The following is a 17,160-nucleotide window of genomic DNA, read 5'->3' as shown; positions in this document are numbered from 1 at the left end:
AAGGGGCGAGATCATCTTGCCCCTGTTCGCTTGACTGACGGTTATCACAATTCAATCTATGGCTGAAACGGCTGCTTCTGAACTGATCATTCCTCAACTCATTGTCGGGCTTGGTAATCCGGGGGCTAAGTACGATCGCACTCGCCACAATGTTGGGTTTGAGGCGATCGATATCCTGGCTCGTCGCTGGCAAATTACCCTGTCCGAAAACCGTAAGTTTCAAGGCTTTGTCGGTGAAGGACGAGGCTCGCATCAGGACAAAATTCGCCTGCTGAAGCCATCGACCTACATGAACCTCTCTGGACAGTCGATTCGCGCCGTAATCGACTGGTTTAAGCTACCGCCCGAATCCGTGCTGATTATTTACGACGATATGGATTTGCCCGTCGGTAGGCTGCGACTACGTCAATCCGGTTCCGCCGGAGGACATAACGGCATGAAGTCGGCGATCGCGCATTTGGGCACCCAGAACTTTCCCCGGATGCGAATCGGCATCGGCAACCCTAAGGGGGCAAATGGGGGTGAGACGGTGTCTCACGTTCTGGGGCGGTTTGCGCCAGCAGAAACTCAAGTCATTCAAGATGTGATGCAACTGGTGGTAGAAGCCACAGAACTCAGCCTTAAGCAGGGCATTCCTAAAGCCATGAGCCTCTACAACAACCGTGAAGTGGTTCTACAGCCATAGATCGCGTGGGTCATCAATAAAATGGCTATCAATAAAATGGCGAAGAACGGGTAATAACGGAACGATCGCCTTTTCACCCTCAATCAAGCCATCGCCTCTCCCCCAACGGTCTAGCAAGGGTTGGGCATCACTGCGGTATTTTCACGGAGTTATCAATAAAATTCGCATTAAGCGAATCAGCTATCCGCTAAGTTCTGTATTTTAACTGTTGGCTCCTGCTCTGGCACTTGGCTAGATTTGCGGTGATGATCAGGTCGCAATCCTGCTAGGCACTTGCATATTAGGAGAGTTCTTGTGTTGGAGATGCCAAAAGACAAGTCAAATTATCAGAATTACGTAGAGCCAACTCCCATCTTTGTGCAAAAGCTGGTAGAACGATGCCACATTGCATTACCGGATACGCCCAAACCCACCAGCGCCATCTTTTATGAGGGGCAGTTTTACGCCTACGTGCGATTTTTTTCCAGTGTGGACGTGGCACGGCAAAAGGCGGCACTTATGACGGCTCGTGGAAATAACGTTATCCTGACTAGAGTGCCAAGAGGTTTGGTAATGTGGGTTCATGAGCCGGAGGCGCGACTCGCTCAGAAGTCGAGTACCACACCGTAACCGCTGTTGTTAGGCAGCTAGCAGGAAAAGAGAGCGACTGTGAGTTCTAAACGTCTACCTGAAACGACTGCTCATGTCCGGATTACGCATCAATCCTGGCATCAAGGTCGAATTGAGGGCGAAGTCAGAGCCAGTGAATATGAATGGCAGTTTCAGTGGCGCTTCAAGCAGGGCGAACTGTCGGTAGAACCGTCCCTTGGCCGAGCCTTGATTAAGGAGCCGCTCAGTCGTTTTCTAGAACGCTGCGATTATCAACTTGAACCCGGCGGAGATTATTACTTCACGATTCGTGCCGAACTCTAAGCGCACTGCCGAACGCTCTGCCGTGCCGATCGCCTATTGCTTCTGTTAGTCGGTGAGCCGTCCCAGGTAGCGTTCAATTAAGAGAATCGCCACAATGTCGTCAATCGGGCGAGGAATGCTGCGAACGCTGCGAGGAATTAGTTTGAACACCCCACGAGGCGGATACATTTTCCAGTAGCGATCGCGCGCCTCCAGCGAACTATAGCGCTCGTCTACCATGATGATTCGCAGGGGTTCTGCTAAACCAGCATTGATTTTTTCTTTCCATTGACTTGCCGTAGTTTGATCGCCCATCACCACCATTGAAATGGGCAGCTTTCCTTGCAGCACCTGGATGGTAGCGATCGCCTCTTCTGCCGGGATCACCTGATGATAGTAAAGATTCCGGTCTAGTCCCATAACCGCCACCCCACACTTGGAGCGTCCAGGATCAAATCCTAAAATGACGGGTTGAGCCGGAGCTTCAAAAGATAAAGACATCAAAACTCTAGCAATGAGAGGTCAAAATCAGCGTAGTGTTTGAGTGCCGAACAGAATCTGGCCGTTTTGAACTGCAACCAGCTCAAATCTAGCTCTTGCGGTATAGCTATCAACCGCCGCGATCGCTTGAAGCTCTACCGGCTGGTTGTACTGTCGAACCGCCTCGAAAAAGCGAAACACTGCTTCAATACTGCCATCTGCAATCTGGATTGTATCAGTCAAAATACCAGCCTGCCGTGCCCGAAACTGTGCTGCATCAATCAAGAGTTGAATCTGCTCCTGAATCTGGCGGTTGTTCATGCTGGTGGGATCAGCAGAGGTCGAAGTCACGACTTCTCCAGCCCGAAACACCAGGCGGTTTGGAGCCGCTTCTGCCGCCACCGCCACGCAAGACTCACGGGCTAACACGCAGGGTTCTCCGACCACATAGTTTCCAGCAGAAAGGATACGAACCACATACGCTTCCCCATCTTGAATTTGGCTTACAAGCTGTTCGACCTGGCTGTTGGTAATTTGCACGATTTGCGTGTCTAGCTCGATTGTACCGGGTCGAATTCGCTGAAGCGCGTAGCGGTTGGCCGCTTGCAGCAGTTGGTCAATCGCCTGCCGGGCTCCCCCCGCATTTACCACCCGAAATTCTCCGGTTGCCAGCGTTTGACCTCGAATCACGGCCAGATTGCCCAACCGCAGATCCAGCAGTTCTTGCTGTGAGACGGCAACCGCCTGTTCCAGGGCTTCTACTTCCCGCATCAGCACAGTCCGCTGATTTTCCAACCGCATTAACAGGGCTTCTCGTTCGGCGATGGCGCGATCGCGTTGGGCAATTTCCTGGTCGCGTTGGGCAATTTGTTCTCTCACCTCATCCCGCTGTCGGATTAGCTCCTGCCGATCGGACTGAAGCTGGCTAATTTCAATGCGTAGCCGATCGGTTTGTTGCGACACGGTTCGCAGTTGCGCCTGCGCCCGTTCAAACCGGGGCTGAATTTCGCTGAGTTGCGCTTGCGCCTGGTTGAGACGGGTTTGGGTCTGGTTTAACTGCGCTTCGGTTTGGGTCTGCCGTTCAATAGCGGAGTTGAGCGATCGATTAATTTGCCGCAGTCGCCGCTGCGCCTGGTTTTGTTGGGCGGTAGCCTGGTTCAATTCCCGGCCAATTTGCCGCTTTTCTCGCGTCGCTTCCTGCAATTCTGTGCGGGCAGTGTCTAAATCACTTTGAATTTCTTCCAGCTCAAACACACCCGTTCGCAACTGATCATCGACAGCAAACAGAATCGCAAAGGTAATTGCCGAGATGATGCTACCCGTCAAAATGTTGACCAACGTTGCCGTTTTGCGAGGACGCAGGTTGAACAGGCTGAGGCGAGCCTTACCAACGCGCATACCGACGCGATCGCCCACCGTGGCAATCACTCCGCCTAACACTAAAATGGCTGCAATCAAGACCAGCCCTGTGGTCATCGCCTATCCATAACAGTCCAGATACAGCCTACTGTATTCTGAACGGTATCGATTGACTAAATTCAAACCCATTGGCTCAGGTGAATTGTTGGCTGAGAGCAACCGGATTGTGAACCGTAATTTTCTTTTTATGGATTGAAATCATTTGATCCTGCCGTAAATCGCCCAACAGCCGAGTTACAGTAACGCGAGTTGAGCCAATGGCCTCGGCGATCGCTTGATGCGACAGCTTCAGGTCGATTGTGATCCCCTCTGAGGTTGGCACTCCAAAATCGCGGCACAAAATCAGCAAGAAACTAACGAGCCGCGATCCCATATCTCGATGCGCCAGGGTTTCGATCATCATCTCGGTCTGCAAAATCCGAGACGATAGCCCTTGAAGCATCAACATTGAAAGTTCAGGATTATCTTTAAGCGCTTTTTCAACCTGTTCGATGGGCACCGACAGCAGATCAACCGGTGTAAACGCAACGGCATGATAGAAGCGATCGGCTCGCTGTCCGGTAATCAACGACAGCACACCAAAAACGCTGTTTTCTCGCAATAGAGCAACCGTAATTTCTTCCCCGGCTTCATATACCCTGGATAGCTTTACAGCGCCCTTGAGCAAAAAGTAAACTCGCTCTGCCGGGTCGCCTGGGAAGAAAATGGTTTTACCCCGGTCAAAGGTTTCAACTACAGGCGGAAACGCGCCTCCACCGAGCTGGCGAAACACGTTTGCGAGTGGCTTGTCCTGCGTCATTACCATACTCTTCCCCTTCCGAGCATCTCGTGAGATTTTGAATCGATCGCCTGTCTTATCGACTACTGCATTGAGCAAAATGTTACTGTGAGAACTTTTTGACTTTAGAACACTAAAACGTAACTCCCATCTAGTTTTTTGTAGTGCTTGCTACACATTCTAAGTAAATACGTTTGTTCTGAGTGTAAATTCACCCAAACGGCGGATGACACTCCTCATAAGCAGTTGGAATTGGCGATCGAAATGCACCCGACGCATGATTTGTTTATCAAAGATGAAAGGCTGATGGGGCTTGAGTTTTGTTGCTGCGATCGCTTCTCTCTCCGGTGAAATTACCCTGTCTCCCCTATCTTTGTGCCGTCTTTTTCAGTATTCTCCTAATTGCATTCGAGTCGTTGCGTGCGAGTTACGCAGCTCAGACTGTTTGGGGATAACCGGGATGTCCTTCTGTGGGGATAAGTCCCCCTGAAAAGCACTCTGGCTGCATCAGTCCCATTTTGTTGAAATTGCCCTAATTAAATCGCCATGTTGAATTTGACTGGAAAAAACGCCCTTGTTACTGGGATTGCCAACAATCGTTCGATCGCCTGGGGCATTGCTCAGCAACTCCATCAGGCGGGTGCCAATCTGGGGATAACCTATCTGCCCGACGAAAAAGGCCGCATGGAAAAGAAGGTGGCAGAACTGGTCGAGCCGCTTCAACCCAGTTTGTTTTTGCCCTGTAATGTTCAAAATGAGGAGCAGGTGCAGTCAACCTTTGACACCATTCGAGATAAATGGGGCACGGTTGACATCCTCATTCACTGCCTTGCCTTTGCCAGCAAAGAGTCCCTCAGCGGCGACTTTAGCAGCGTTGCTCGGCAGGATTTTTTGCAGGCGATCGACATTAGTGCCTATTCCCTGGTGAGCCTGAGCAAGGCGGCTAAACCGTTGATGACCGACGGGGGCAGCATTGTGGCGATGACCTATCTGGGGGGGGTGCGGGTGATCCCCAACTACAACACAATGGGAATTGCCAAAGCGGCATTGGAAATGAATGTGCGCTATCTGGCGGCGGAACTGGGGCCTCAAAACATTCGGGTTAACGCGATCTCGGCTGGTCCCATCCGTACGCTGGCCTCCTCAGCGGTGGGCGGCATCCTCGATATGATTCATCATGTCGAGAATGTGGCTCCGTTGCGTCGGACGGTGACTCAACTGGAAGTGGGCAACACGGCAGCATTTCTCTGTAGCGACTTATCCAGCGGCATCACCGGGCAGGTGATTTACGTAGATGCAGGTTACGAAATTATGGGGATGTAAGTGCGGGTGGCAGTTGATTGGTTGCAGAGCACCAATTGCTGTCTATCGCTAATGCATCCATTGCCAGATGGTGAACCTGCCCGCTCAAGGCATACCATAGAGAATGATGCCTGATGACCCTCATGGGTTGTTTATGGTTTGGTTTATTTGGGCTTTATCCTATGCAAACTCGTGATCCAAACGCCCCGTCTGAACCCAGTCATTATGCTGCGATCGAATTACCGACTTTAACTCGAACGGCATCTGTTAGTCGCAAAACCCAGGAAACGGATGTCCATGTCAGCGTCAATTTGGACGGGCAGGGGCGGTGTGATGTGGCAACGGGCGTTCCGTTTTTAGACCACATGCTGCATCAAATTTCGTCTCATGGATTGATCGATCTAACGATCCGGGCGACGGGTGATGTGGAAATTGACGATCATCACACCAATGAAGATGTTGGGATCACCCTGGGACAGGCGATCGCAAAAGCGTTGGGCGATCGCAAAGGAATTACCCGATTTGGACACTTTTTTGCACCACTGGATGAGGCGTTAGTACAGGTAACGCTCGACTTTTCGGGGCGGCCTCACCTCAGCTATGGGCTTGAGATTCCCACACAACGGGTAGGAACCTACGACACTCAACTGGTGCGCGAGTTTTTTGTGGCGATCGTCAACCATTCGCAAATGACGCTCCACATCCGGCAATTGGACGGTATCAATTCGCATCACATTATTGAAGCAACCTTCAAAGCGTTTGCCAGAGCGATGCGGATGGCGACCGAAACCGATCCCCGTCGGGCGCATTTGATCCCCAGTTCCAAAGGCGTTTTATAAGTAGCCTATGCCAGAGGGGCCAGAGATTAAACGGGCGGCAGATGAGATTGCCGCGGCGATCGCCCATCGTCCCATTGTGGAAGTAAGGTTTGCGTTCGACCGGCTCAAGCCCTACGAGCCGCAGTTTGCCAGCAACCTTGTAACGGCGGTTGACCCGAAAGGCAAAGCCTTGCTGATTCGGTTTAACAACCAGCTCAGCATCTACAGCCACAACCAGCTCTACGGTAAATGGGTGATCCGCAACGCCTATTCTTATCCTGAAACGACCCGTCAACTTCGCTTAGCCATCCACACACAGGAAAAATCAGCGTTGCTTTACAGCGCGTCTGATATTGAGGTGTTGACGGAATCGGAGATTGCGGTACATCCGTTTTTGAGCCGAATTGGCCCCGATGTGCTGGATGCATCGGTGTCGCTGAATGCGGTGATCCAACGGTTTCAGGACAAACGCTTTTACCGTCGCTCTCTGACGGCGCTGTTGCTAGACCAGCATTTTTTGTCTGGATTGGGCAACTACTTGCGGAGTGAAGTGCTGTTTGTAGCGCGGCTGCATCCCACCTTGCGTCCGGTGGACTGTGATAATGAGGCAATCGCCCGACTGGCAGAGGCGGCGATCGCGATTTCTCGTCGCTCCTACGAAACAGGCGGTATTACGAACGATCCAAACCTGGCCGCCCAACTGCGCCAGCAAGGGGTACGGCGGCAAGCCTATCGCCATTGGGTGTTTAACCGCGAGGGCGAACCTTGCTTTGTGTGCGGCACGCCTATTGTCAAAGACATTGCCGGACGGCGTTACTACTATTGCCCCAATTGCCAAAAAAAGCACCCCTCAAGGGTGCTTCAGTCTCTATTAAACGGTTCCACTCGCTCGTTGCTGCTTAGGATGCGGCAGGGGCTGATGTGCTGGCTTTAGTATGCACGCCGCGATAAATCAGATCTAACGTAGGCTGAAAAACAGGTACCTTACGAAGATTGCGGAATCGTAAGTCTAGCCCACGGTATTTGCCAACGGTGTTGCTACTGCTGTAAACCACTTCAGGTGGATTGTAGTCGTATGTAGCACCGCGATATTGAAGTTTCATGGATTCGCCTCCTTCAGGGATGTCGATTGACGAGGCGCGTTCCTTCGGGTGTTGACCCTACTTCCGTCCTTCTAAAAAAACTGTTGAAAGCTTTGAAAGGATGAACGTTTTTTGTTTCTGTATTCAGTGTTACAGAAAAATTTGGATTTGTCAAGTTTACGTCTGCGATAATTCAACAATGTTGCCATCCGGATCGCGGGTAAACAGGGCAGGTCGTCCTGACGCGCTGAGTTGGATATCGCAGCCGTGGGTTGTTAATTGCGCTTTCGCTTGTTCCAGATCGTCTACTGCAAAGGCAATGTGAGGGTTGCGTCCCCATTTCTGCTGATTTTGAATCTGGGTAGAATAGGCCGAATCGACAATTAGGTGCAGTTGATAGGAGCCGAGCTGATACCATGCACCCGGAAATTTGAGGACGCGATCGACTTTTGGCAATCCTAAAACGGTGCCGTAGAAATGTTCTGCTTGCTCCAGGTTAGAAACCAGCAGCGCGGTGTGCAGCGATTGAGTAACTTTCATAGTGGGTTGGTAAAACGTGTGGTCAGTTTTTGATTTAACTATAGCGATCGACTGTTGCGATTGAGCCAACCCGTTTCACCGCAGGTGACATCCATCGCTGGCCTCTCAAAGGTTCACTTTATCGGCGGCTGAAGGGAGACGACGGGGTGCGATCGCTCCATCTCGTCTGGTTGCTGAGCGGCCTGCTGAGGATTGCGAGCGTCGATACCATCATCGTTAACACACCGACAGGAGCCGACCTGATAGGACTCCGGTTTTGGCTAACGCACAGGAACGCCAAAAAACCGGCTAACCCCGTTGTCAGTGCAGCGCAAAACAGGGTAACTTAACAGGAGTGTTAAATCTCCCAAACCTCCGCGTTGCCCGTTTTAACGTGAGGGTTGGCCATCCAGGGGGTTGCAGCGCCCCCCTGGATAGCATTGACAATATTCTTGACTAGATATTTGGTATTCAGGTCGTCAGAGTGCTGAAGGCATCAGGCGACCGACCTCTCATGACCTGGTATCTTATCGGCTTTGCCGATACGGAGAGACGGGGCGATCGCGATATTTTTCCTGGGTCTACCTGATTCCTAAGATTAAGGCTGTAATGGATGGGTAAGCTAGTGTTGGGCAAGATAATGCCTAACCCAGGAGATCGCGGTTAAATGACATCCGTCCGTTGCAGTCAAGGACACCTCAACTCCCATGAAGGTCGGTTTTGCTATCTGTGTGGCGAACGCCTTTCCCAACCTTCGTCAGGCCATCATCCGTCTGACTCTATTTTGGGATTACGGTATCGCATTCGGCGCGAGTTAGGGCACGGCGGTTTTGGGCGAACCTATTTAGCAGAAGACATCAATCGGTTTAACGAACCCTGTGTTTTAAAAGAGTTTGCCCCCCAGGTGGAAGGAACCTACGCTCTGCAAAAGGCAGAAGAACTGTTTGGTCGAGAAGCCGGGATTCTCTATAAGCTTCAACATCCGCAGATTCCCCAATTTCGTGAACTGTTTCGAGCCACATTCGAAGACCGGGATCACCTGTTTTTAGTTCAAGATTATATTGATGGTCAAACCTACCAGCAGCTTTTAGAAACCCGAAAACAGCAACGTGGCGTGTGCTTCTCGGAAGTAGAAGCGACTCAACTGCTGGTGCAATTGCTGCCCGTTCTGCAATACCTTCACGGTATTGGGGTGATCCACCGCGACATCTCGCCGGATAACATTATCCTGCGAAGTGACGACCAAATGCCCGTTTTAATTGACTTTGGAGGCGTGAAGCAGATATCCGCTGCCGCTGCTCAATACGTGCAGATGAATCAGGCGATCGCGGCTCCTCCAACTCGGCTCGGCAAAATGGGCTATGCGCCCGATGAACAAATGCAAATGGGGAGGGCTTACCCGCCTAGCGATTTGTATGCCCTGGCCGTTACCGTCCTGGTACTGCTGACCGGAGATGACCCACAGGACTTGCTTAGCGGTTCTCCGCGCCAGAATTGGCAAGACCGGGTTCACCTCAGCCCCACGCTAATAGCTGTGTTAACGCACATGTTGGCCTCGAATCCGGTCGATCGCTACCAGTCTGCGGAGGAAGTCCTGCAAGCCCTGGCTGGCAATCCGTTTGAATTTGACGAAACCGCTACCCAACCCCCCGTTGGCTATACATCGCCACCCCTGTTGGAATTGGAGCTTGACCCCTTTCTGTCGCCGCCAACCCAATCCAACCCAACCACTGCCCTGCCCAACCCAACCATAGCGGTTCCCCAATCGACCTTACCTCAGCCAAAGCGTCGAGGGCTGGGTCAAGCCGTGCTGCCGCTGTTTCTGCTGATGGGCTTAGCGGGAGCCGGATGGCAAACGCGCGATCGCTGGCTACCCGTGGTCATTTCTCAACTCAACCCGCCTGAAGCCGTGGAACCGGGAAGCGATACCTCCTCTAACTTTCCACCCAGCGAACAGGAACGCAAAATCGCATTGCGCGATCGCCGGGAAGCCCTGAAAATTGATTACCAGTTTTTGATCGACCTGACTAATGGTGCTTTTTATGACCGCTATCCCGACCAGCAAGGACGAACCTTAACCGATGGGGCTGCCGATGCCGAATGGCGCACCCGCTGGGACGCGATCGCCAACGACCTGCTGACCACTTTAGAGCAAAACCTGAGTGCCGAAGCTCGTAGTCACCTGGGGCAATATACCCAGGCCGATCGCGATCGCTGGAAACAATCGGTGAATCGGCTTTATGTCAGCAGTCGAGCGCTCAATGACTTAGCCGATGCCAAATTTTTTCAGTTGTTTCCCAATCAGCAAGACCAAAACTTCATTGCTCAACCCATCGGGCAAGTGTGGCACGCGATCGCGGAAGATGCGGTAGCCACGTTGCAAGCGGGCCGCAACCTGGAGCGAGTCCGGTTTGAGGACGATAGCTATGGTAAGCAGATTAGCGGTCGATTGGAACCGGGTGATGGACGGGTTTACATTGCCAACCTGTCCGAAGGTCAACATCTGCGCCTCAATCTGCAAGCGCCTGCTCGCAGCACGCTCTTGTCGATTTATTTACCACGCCCCACCCCGGTTAGTCCATTTTTGCTTGAAGATGCGGCTCAACGCACCTGGTCGGGACGCTTGCCGCAGTCTGGGTTTTATGAAGTGGTGATCGTTTCCACGACCACTGAACCCTTCGACTATCAGCTTGATCTGGCGATCGATCGTGTTACCTCTACTCCAATTGAAGCGATCGATCCTGAGTCTCCAGACGCAAAAGATTGAGCCAGCCATTTCTACCGATATAGGGCTGTCATATTGCTGTCACAGTGGTTTACTAAACTAAAATCAAGCGACATAGCTTAAACGTTACGCACTAACTGTTTCACTGAGGGTTCTACCGCAGGGGTTTGGCCTTGCAACCCTACACCAGCTAAGGTGCGTGGCTCCTACCACTGTTGAGTTCGCACATCCAAAATGTTTCGTTCCTTTTCTCTTCCCAAATCTGCAACAGCTCTGTCATTTCTGGTGGCTGGAGCGCTGGGAAGCCTGCTGGCGGTTGAGGTATCTCCTACCGCAGCGTTACGGCATGAGCCATCGCTAATGCAGTCGTTTGAACCGTTTGCCAATAATCAATGGTCTGCCCAGACCACCGCAGATAACAGCCGCACTGGGGTAGCGCTGGCACTGCTAGCCGGAGGGGGTGCGGTTATTGTTGCGAGTGCCCTGCAACACCAGCGCCAACCCCAATCGACACGCGATCGCTACAGTGTCCAGTCTCGTAGACAGGGCGATGATGTTAACGTCGATCGCGCCAGCGGCAAGCTGAAGAAACGGCTGATGCGGCTGTTGCACGACGATCGCGCTACGGCTAACCGACTGTTAACGCAGGTGAGCTTCAAGTATCCTAACCACCCGACCGATTGGTATATGGAAAAAGTGATTTACGATTTAGAGCGCGATCGCGGCAGCAAGTAGGCTAACGCTGGTCTAGTGGTTTGGCGTCACTCAATATCAACAACCTAGAACAGGGAGCATCCAATTGCTCTCTTTTTCGTTGCGGTGGAAGAGTTTGATATAAGAAATATAGGCAATCCTCGGTCGAATAAAGCATTGAATTCAGATGGCGTAGCTTTTAGCAGATACGATAGTGGCTTCAAATCATCTCCCAGACCAATACGAGGACTGATTCGTGAGCAGTACATGGAAGCGCTCAGTCGTTCGATCGCTCAAGCGAATTGCAGACGAGATGAAATGGCGCGATCGCGCTTGGTGGAATCGGGCGATGGGCGAAGCACGAACGCGAATTTTGCTTCTCTATGTGGTGTTGATGCTGTTTTTCACAGCCGTTTCTATTCCCATCTTCCGCTTTTTGCTGTTTACCAGCGTTGATAGTCGAGTTCGTGACGATCTGCGGCGAGAAATGGATGAGTTTAGAACGTATTACCAACGCTGGGAACAAGAACCAAACCAATCTGTTAACAGTCTCAAGCAGTTTGTTGCTGACTTCTTGGCGAACGAACTTCCGGAAGACGACAACTTTTTAATTGTGTTAATTGAGGGCGAATTTTATCAGTCCAATCCAACCGTACTACCAGCCCAATTACAGCCCAATTCTCCGTTAGTACAACGCTGGAAACAGGCGGGAGAATTGAGCATTTCCACCGCTGTCAAGCAGGAATTGGCCGATCCCAACATGGGCGACGTTATTTATCTGCTAGAACCGCTGGAGCTGGATGGAGTGGTTCGAGGTACCTTTGTTGTCGCTCATATCACCCTGGGTGAACGTCAGGAAGCCCTGGCCGCTGTTTTGGTATTCACTAGAGTGGCCTTGGGCGTGGTGGTCATTTCATTTGTTTTAGCGTGGGCTGCAACAGGGCAGGTGCTATCGCCAGTCCGCAGCTTATCAACCACTGCTCGTTCGATCAGCGAGTCTGACCTGAATCGCCGCATCCCGGTTCAGGGCAACGGTGAAATGGCAGAACTGGCAGAAACGTTCAATGCCATGATGAACCGAATTCAATCTGCTTTCAATAGTCAGCGCAACTTTATCAATGATGCAGGGCATGAATTGCGGACTCCCATTACAATCATTCGCGGCCATTTAGAGTTATTGGGGAATGATCCTCAAGAGCAGCAAGAAACACTAGAAATTGTGTTAGACGAGCTAGATCGAATGAGCCGCTTCGTTAACGATATGATTTTACTAGCCAAGGCAGAACGGCCTGACTTTCTTCAGCTCGAAACTATCAACGTTCCTTCCTTTACAAAGGAGCTGTTTGCGAAGGCGCAAGCATTAGCCGAACGGAACTGGAAACTAACCATTGAAGGAACAGGTCGTATTGTTGGCGATCGACAACGCATTACAGGAGCGCTCATCAACTTGGCTCAAAACGCAACTCAGTACACGCAATGCGAGGATGTCATTGAACTGGGAGCCGCCCTCACTAGAAGCAACGTGAAATTTTGGGTGCGTGATACCGGAGAAGGAATTGCTCCAGCCGATCAAGAGCGCATCTTTGAACGATTTGCCCGTGCTGCAAACAGCTATCGTCGTTCTGAAGGAGCAGGCTTAGGGCTATCTATTGTTCGAGCCGTGGCCGAGGCGCACGGTGGCCGCATCGACCTGGTTAGCCAACCGGGTATGGGTTCAACCTTTACAGTTGTTCTTCCTTTAGAGCCTCCACAGGAGAAACTATCGGGATGAATCGCATTTTGATTGTTGAAGACGAACCCCGAATTACAGCATTTCTGGAAAAGGGTCTACAGGCCAACGGCTTTACCACCACAGCCGTTAGAGACGGCAAAGAAGCGGCACAGATGGCTTTAGACAGTGAATTTGACCTCATCCTGTTAGATTTAGGCTTACCCGGCAAAGATGGACTGACGGTTCTCGAAGAACTGCGGGGGCAAGGGGCACATTTGCCAATTATTATTCTGACGGCAAAAGATGATGTTGATAACAAAGTGGCTGGGTTTGAAACCGGGGCAGACGACTATGTGACAAAGCCCTTTCGGTTTGAGGAACTGCTGGCGCGGATTCGTGCCCGACTCCGTACCAGTACAGCGGCCGTTAACTCGTCCGAGATGGTGCTGCGCTTAAGAAACGTTGCCCTAGACCTGCGAACCCGCCGCGTGCAGGTGGGCGATCGCTACATTGACCTCTCTGCCCGCGAATTCACTCTGGCAGAAACCTTTTTACGCCATCCGGGGCAGGTACTCAGCCGAGAACAGTTACTCAACCATGTTTGGGGATACGACTACGATCCAGGCTCCAACATTGTTGATGTGTATGTTGGCTATCTCCGCAAGAAATTAGGCGACGACCTGATTGAAACCGTACGCGGCATGGGTTACCGTTGCCGTACGTAAGAATATTCTCATTTAGCCTTCATGTTCCATTCATCGGGTTTGACCATGCTAGGTTTCCAGGGGAACGTTCAGTCAATTAGTGTGCCAAAGTAGCCTTGCAACAGCCGCTGAACCAGAGTTAATGGACGGCACAACGTATCTTCTCTCAACCTGGTCATGCAACAAATTTTGATTGCTGAAGATGAACCGCGTATTACAGCGTTTGTGGAAAAGGGACTGCGAAAGTTTGGATACGACACAACCATTGCCAACAATGGTTATGAAGCATTGCAGTTTGCCCAAACCCGACCGTTTGATGTCATTCTCCTGGATCTGGGTCTGCCTGGAAAGGATGGTTGGTTTGTGTTGGATGAAATACGGCGCTTAAAACAGCAGGCGCTAGTGATTATTGTCACGGCTCGTGATGGAGAAAGCGATCGCGCTGAAAGTATGCGTCGCGGTGCCAGTGACTATATCACCAAGCCGTTTCGGTTCAGTGATTTATTGGCGTGTATTCAGGTGCATTTGAGCCATCGGGTATAGGAGGCGATCGCCACGTCATTGATTAGTTGGTGTTAGTGCTGTTGAATCAGGCCAGAAGGCTGAAACTTTGCGTATAATTCTTTATCCTGGAAATTCTGAGGGTTTACTAAAGAGGCATCGATCAGCATGGCAAAACCAACACAAGCGCACATGTCCAAAACGCTTGGCAAGAATCAACCCGATGGGCTTAAGGACATGAAAAAGCGCCAGATGGAATACTACATGGGCGCAAAGCTAATTGAGGTAGGGGTTGATCCCAAATCAGCTACATACAGATGGTCTGTAGAAACAAGAGGAACAAACGAAGTTTGGACCTACAGTGCGTATTGGGGCGACTCAAAAGAGCAGCTAATTCAGGACGAGCAGCAATCCCAAAACAGTTAGGATACAGGGCAGAGAGATACCTGGCGCTGTAAGCACAGAAGTGAAGCAGCCGTTACATCGTTATCGAGAGAGCGATGAACGGCGTTGCTCAATCATTCTATAAATTCGCCCTCGACCCTCAGTTCTAGGGAACGTCCAGAACCTGCAACATCCCCAGGATTGGGAAAACTTGGGAGGCAAACAGAGCTATGCCCTCTCACCGATTCATCTGTTGATTTAGCAATGGCCGATGAACTAACTTTCTTGAGACTATCCTGATTAAGCATCTACGTTTTGTAGAAGGGAATGGTAGATGCACCCTGATTCAAATCCCTGGCTGCGTGCTGGGGATTTTTTGTTTTACAGCCATTTTCATTTGCATTCACCACACCCCACACCCCACACCCCTCTTGGCGAGACTGTGGCTGACTCGATTGAGAACTGCTGTAACTCAGATGGGTATGGAGAGATAGCGTGACAGCGGCGATGTTGCTTCTCTTCTATCGTCACTTCTCTTCTATCATCAATGGTTCGTGCCGATGGGGAACCGCACCGGGCATCTGGTGAAACGGAGGATTTTGAACCAGGTGTACGTTGTGCGGCTGCACTGACTACAACAGAGCCAGTCCGCGATCGCCCCTACTCATTAACTGCAACCCAAAAAAACTTCATCTCGTAAACGGTGATTTTCCTGAATACCTGGGAAAGCTAAGTAGAAGAGATTGGTAGATGCACCCTATAAATCCCTGGTTACGTGCCAGGGATTTTTTGTTTGGCGTTAGGCGAAGCGATCGCCACGTTATCTGGTCTCATACGGTGGCAGCGGGGGTGTCCTATCCACGATCGCTCCTAATTACTGAAAAGTTATAAGAAACTTTTATGAATCTCCTCGTGATTTCTCTGAAAAAGCGGGAACGCTGAATATAGAGATTGGTGAATACACCCAACGAATCCCTAGTTACGGCTGGGGATTTTTAATTTTTTGAGGCAGTGGCCATTGTCCAAAAGCTCGACAGCCCAACAGCCCGAACCGTTTCAACAATAAAAAAGCAGCCTGCGGAAACGGCTGCTGGAGCATGAGTGGGATAAGGGATATACCACTACAAATATAGTACACCTGAACTACAATTAAGTACAGCGTGGCTCAAAAAAATCTTCGGAAATCTCGCCTACTTTTCCTGATTCGATCGCTCAACTCAGTATAAGGAATTGGTAGATGCACCCTGATTCAATCCTCAGCTTCGGCTGGGGATTTTTTGTTTTTAAGCCGAAAATTCGTGTAGCCGCTCATTGTCGTAAACCTTCAGCCGTAAATCAACAATTTTTTCAGGCATCCACGAACTGGGACGGACAACGGAGAAGATGTTGTAATGCGATCGATGCGCCCAGATGTACTCTGACTCCCTCAGCCAGTCTTTGAAGCTAGCTTGACCGATAATACCCTCGTTTGTTTGAACGTACTCTACCAGGTTCTGCGGGCAGAGCGAGAAAGACCCCAGGCCAAACTCGCTAAAACACCGCAACAAGTACTCATAATCTGAAAGCACAAGCAGGTTTTCGTTAAATCTGAGCCGATCGTTGCGCTGGTGAATAAAGCCATTGCTGTCAAACAGGGCATTCGCCATGATCAAATCTTGATTCGTAATGCTAGGTTTTGGGCTGGCAAAATCTCTGCCCCGCATCACTAATCTGCCGTTTTTGTAGATGTCTCGTCTGCGGTTTTGAATGGGCATTCCCATTGCGATCGCTGTATTGTGATTAAAATGACGAACCATCGCTTCCACATAGGATTCGTGGATGTAATTGTCGTCATCTAAAAATCCAACAAGGTCGCCAGTGGCTCGCTCTAATCCTAAGTTTCTGGAGGCGCATAGCCCTCGATGCGATGTTTCAATGTACTGAATTGAGATTTCAGTATCGATAGATTTAACAATGGTTCGAGTTGCTAAATCTCTGCCATCGTTGACGATAATCCATTCAAACTCTTTGTACCGCTGGGACAATACGCTGGGCAGACAAATTGTTTTGAACGTCTCTGAACGGCGATGAGTTGCAGTAATAATGGACAATTTCACTTGTATGCTTCTCCTGATGGATTACGGGAAGAGAGCAATGACACAATGTCTCAGTCTTAGCTATTTTTGAAATCCTAAGGATTTTTTATCTTAAAGGATGTTTCTTAAATAAAGGTTGATCATTGATACCAATGCATCCGTGTGGTGTGGTGAGGAATGGTAAAAATCCTCACTGCGATCTGGCAAAAGTGGGTCTTTTGCGCGTGAAATCATTGAAGATCGCAGAGCAGTTACAGACGTGTTGTTACTGGCAAATTGTTTTGCCTGAAATCAAAGATTTGCAACCGTTAGTTTCAAGATTTTGCATGAATACGTGGTATTTCGAATCGTGATAAATGCCGAGATGTTGAACCGATTCGATCGCCATATCGT

The 17,160-nt window shown here is 50.5% G+C and carries 20 protein-coding genes and 1 riboswitch; of the genes, 14 read left to right on the top strand and 6 right to left on the bottom strand.

Annotation, left to right across the window (positions count from 1 at the left end; translation table 11 throughout):
• The first annotated feature begins 58 nt into the window (after positions 1–58).
• The 3 genes from pth (at position 59) to IQ268_RS14400 (ending at position 1,597) form a co-directional block, all read left to right on the top strand.
• Positions 59–685, top strand: coding sequence for an aminoacyl-tRNA hydrolase (pth, locus tag IQ268_RS14410; protein WP_193880025.1), 627 nt, complete (start codon positions 59–61; stop codon positions 683–685).
• 294 nt (positions 686–979) lie between these two features.
• Entirely contained in the window at positions 980–1,294 is a 315-nt protein-coding gene (locus IQ268_RS14405; protein WP_193880023.1) for a hypothetical protein, read from the top strand.
• Positions 1,295–1,333: 39 nt separating this feature from the next.
• Entirely contained in the window at positions 1,334–1,597 is a 264-nt protein-coding gene (locus IQ268_RS14400) for a DUF3146 family protein (protein ID WP_193880020.1), read from the top strand.
• A gap of 45 nt (positions 1,598–1,642) precedes the next feature.
• On the opposite strand, the gene IQ268_RS14395 is transcribed toward IQ268_RS14400, so the two are convergent.
• The 3 genes from IQ268_RS14395 to ntcA form a co-directional block, all read right to left on the bottom strand.
• Positions 1,643–2,077 (bottom strand): resolvase, encoded by a 435-nt coding sequence (locus IQ268_RS14395; protein ID WP_193880018.1) that lies wholly within the window; start codon positions 2,075–2,077, stop codon positions 1,643–1,645.
• 27 nt (positions 2,078–2,104) lie between these two features.
• On the bottom strand, positions 2,105–3,532 hold the full coding sequence (locus tag IQ268_RS14390; RefSeq protein WP_193880015.1) for a DUF3084 domain-containing protein: 1,428 nt from the start codon (positions 3,530–3,532) through the stop codon (positions 2,105–2,107).
• 76 nt (positions 3,533–3,608) lie between these two features.
• Complete coding sequence (gene ntcA, locus IQ268_RS14385) at positions 3,609–4,280, bottom strand: global nitrogen regulator NtcA (RefSeq protein ID WP_193880012.1); 672 nt, start codon at positions 4,278–4,280, stop codon at positions 3,609–3,611.
• A 519-nt stretch (positions 4,281–4,799) separates the two neighbouring features.
• Here ntcA and fabI point away from each other — a divergent pair.
• From fabI to nei, 3 genes are all read left to right on the top strand, one after another.
• Entirely contained in the window at positions 4,800–5,576 is a 777-nt protein-coding gene (fabI, locus tag IQ268_RS14380) for an enoyl-ACP reductase FabI (protein ID WP_193880009.1), read from the top strand.
• 161 nt (positions 5,577–5,737) lie between these two features.
• On the top strand, positions 5,738–6,394 hold the full coding sequence (gene hisB / locus IQ268_RS14375) for an imidazoleglycerol-phosphate dehydratase HisB (RefSeq protein ID WP_193880006.1): 657 nt from the start codon (positions 5,738–5,740) through the stop codon (positions 6,392–6,394).
• 7 nt (positions 6,395–6,401) lie between these two features.
• The gene (nei, locus tag IQ268_RS14370; protein ID WP_193880003.1) at positions 6,402–7,307 is read left to right on the top strand and encodes an endonuclease VIII; all 906 of its coding nucleotides are present in this window, start codon (positions 6,402–6,404) and stop codon (positions 7,305–7,307) included.
• Here nei and IQ268_RS14365 read toward each other — a convergent pair.
• A complete protein-coding gene (locus tag IQ268_RS14365; RefSeq protein WP_193880000.1) occupies positions 7,273–7,476 on the bottom strand; it encodes a DUF4278 domain-containing protein in 204 nt (67 codons plus the stop codon). The genes nei and IQ268_RS14365 overlap by 35 nt on opposite strands.
• Positions 7,477–7,509: 33 nt before the next feature.
• Positions 7,510–7,585, bottom strand: a riboswitch (Glutamine riboswitch).
• Between the two features lie 47 nt (positions 7,586–7,632).
• On the bottom strand, positions 7,633–7,995 hold the full coding sequence (locus tag IQ268_RS14360; protein ID WP_193879998.1) for a VOC family protein: 363 nt from the start codon (positions 7,993–7,995) through the stop codon (positions 7,633–7,635).
• A 646-nt stretch (positions 7,996–8,641) separates the two neighbouring features.
• On the opposite strand from IQ268_RS14360, the gene IQ268_RS14355 reads away from it, so the two are divergent.
• From IQ268_RS14355 to IQ268_RS14320, 8 genes are all read left to right on the top strand, one after another.
• The gene (locus IQ268_RS14355) at positions 8,642–10,741 is read left to right on the top strand and encodes a serine/threonine-protein kinase (protein ID WP_193879995.1); all 2,100 of its coding nucleotides are present in this window, start codon (positions 8,642–8,644) and stop codon (positions 10,739–10,741) included.
• A 192-nt stretch (positions 10,742–10,933) separates the two neighbouring features.
• The gene (locus IQ268_RS14350) at positions 10,934–11,434 is read left to right on the top strand and encodes a hypothetical protein (protein WP_193879993.1); all 501 of its coding nucleotides are present in this window, start codon (positions 10,934–10,936) and stop codon (positions 11,432–11,434) included.
• Between the two features lie 214 nt (positions 11,435–11,648).
• Positions 11,649–13,163 carry an ATP-binding protein gene (locus IQ268_RS14345; protein WP_339383306.1) on the top strand — a complete coding sequence of 505 codons (1,515 nt, stop codon included), beginning with the start codon at positions 11,649–11,651 and terminating at the stop codon, positions 13,161–13,163.
• The gene (locus IQ268_RS14340; protein WP_193879990.1) at positions 13,160–13,828 is read left to right on the top strand and encodes a response regulator transcription factor; all 669 of its coding nucleotides are present in this window, start codon (positions 13,160–13,162) and stop codon (positions 13,826–13,828) included. The genes IQ268_RS14345 and IQ268_RS14340 overlap by 4 nt, the downstream gene beginning before the upstream one ends.
• Before the next feature lie 156 nt (positions 13,829–13,984).
• Positions 13,985–14,350, top strand: coding sequence for a response regulator transcription factor (locus tag IQ268_RS14335; RefSeq protein ID WP_193879987.1), 366 nt, complete (start codon positions 13,985–13,987; stop codon positions 14,348–14,350).
• Between the two features lie 126 nt (positions 14,351–14,476).
• A complete protein-coding gene (locus IQ268_RS14330; protein ID WP_193879984.1) occupies positions 14,477–14,734 on the top strand; it encodes a hypothetical protein in 258 nt (85 codons plus the stop codon).
• A gap of 505 nt (positions 14,735–15,239) precedes the next feature.
• A complete protein-coding gene (locus IQ268_RS14325) occupies positions 15,240–15,392 on the top strand; it encodes a hypothetical protein (RefSeq protein ID WP_193879983.1) in 153 nt (50 codons plus the stop codon).
• Between the two features lie 50 nt (positions 15,393–15,442).
• Positions 15,443–15,583 (top strand): hypothetical protein, encoded by a 141-nt coding sequence (locus IQ268_RS14320; RefSeq protein WP_193879980.1) that lies wholly within the window; start codon positions 15,443–15,445, stop codon positions 15,581–15,583.
• A 392-nt stretch (positions 15,584–15,975) separates the two neighbouring features.
• Here the strand turns inward: IQ268_RS14320 and IQ268_RS14315 are convergent, their stop codons facing one another.
• Complete coding sequence (locus IQ268_RS14315; protein WP_193879978.1) at positions 15,976–16,788, bottom strand: glycosyltransferase family 2 protein; 813 nt, start codon at positions 16,786–16,788, stop codon at positions 15,976–15,978.
• Positions 16,789–17,160 lie beyond the last annotated feature (372 nt).

This window comes from Oculatella sp. LEGE 06141 (assembly GCF_015207605.1).
Classification (GTDB): Bacteria; Cyanobacteriota; Cyanobacteriia; order Elainellales; family Elainellaceae; genus Oculatella.
Note: the sequence above shows the minus strand (reverse complement) of the source record. Positions and strands in the feature narration are given on the sequence as shown.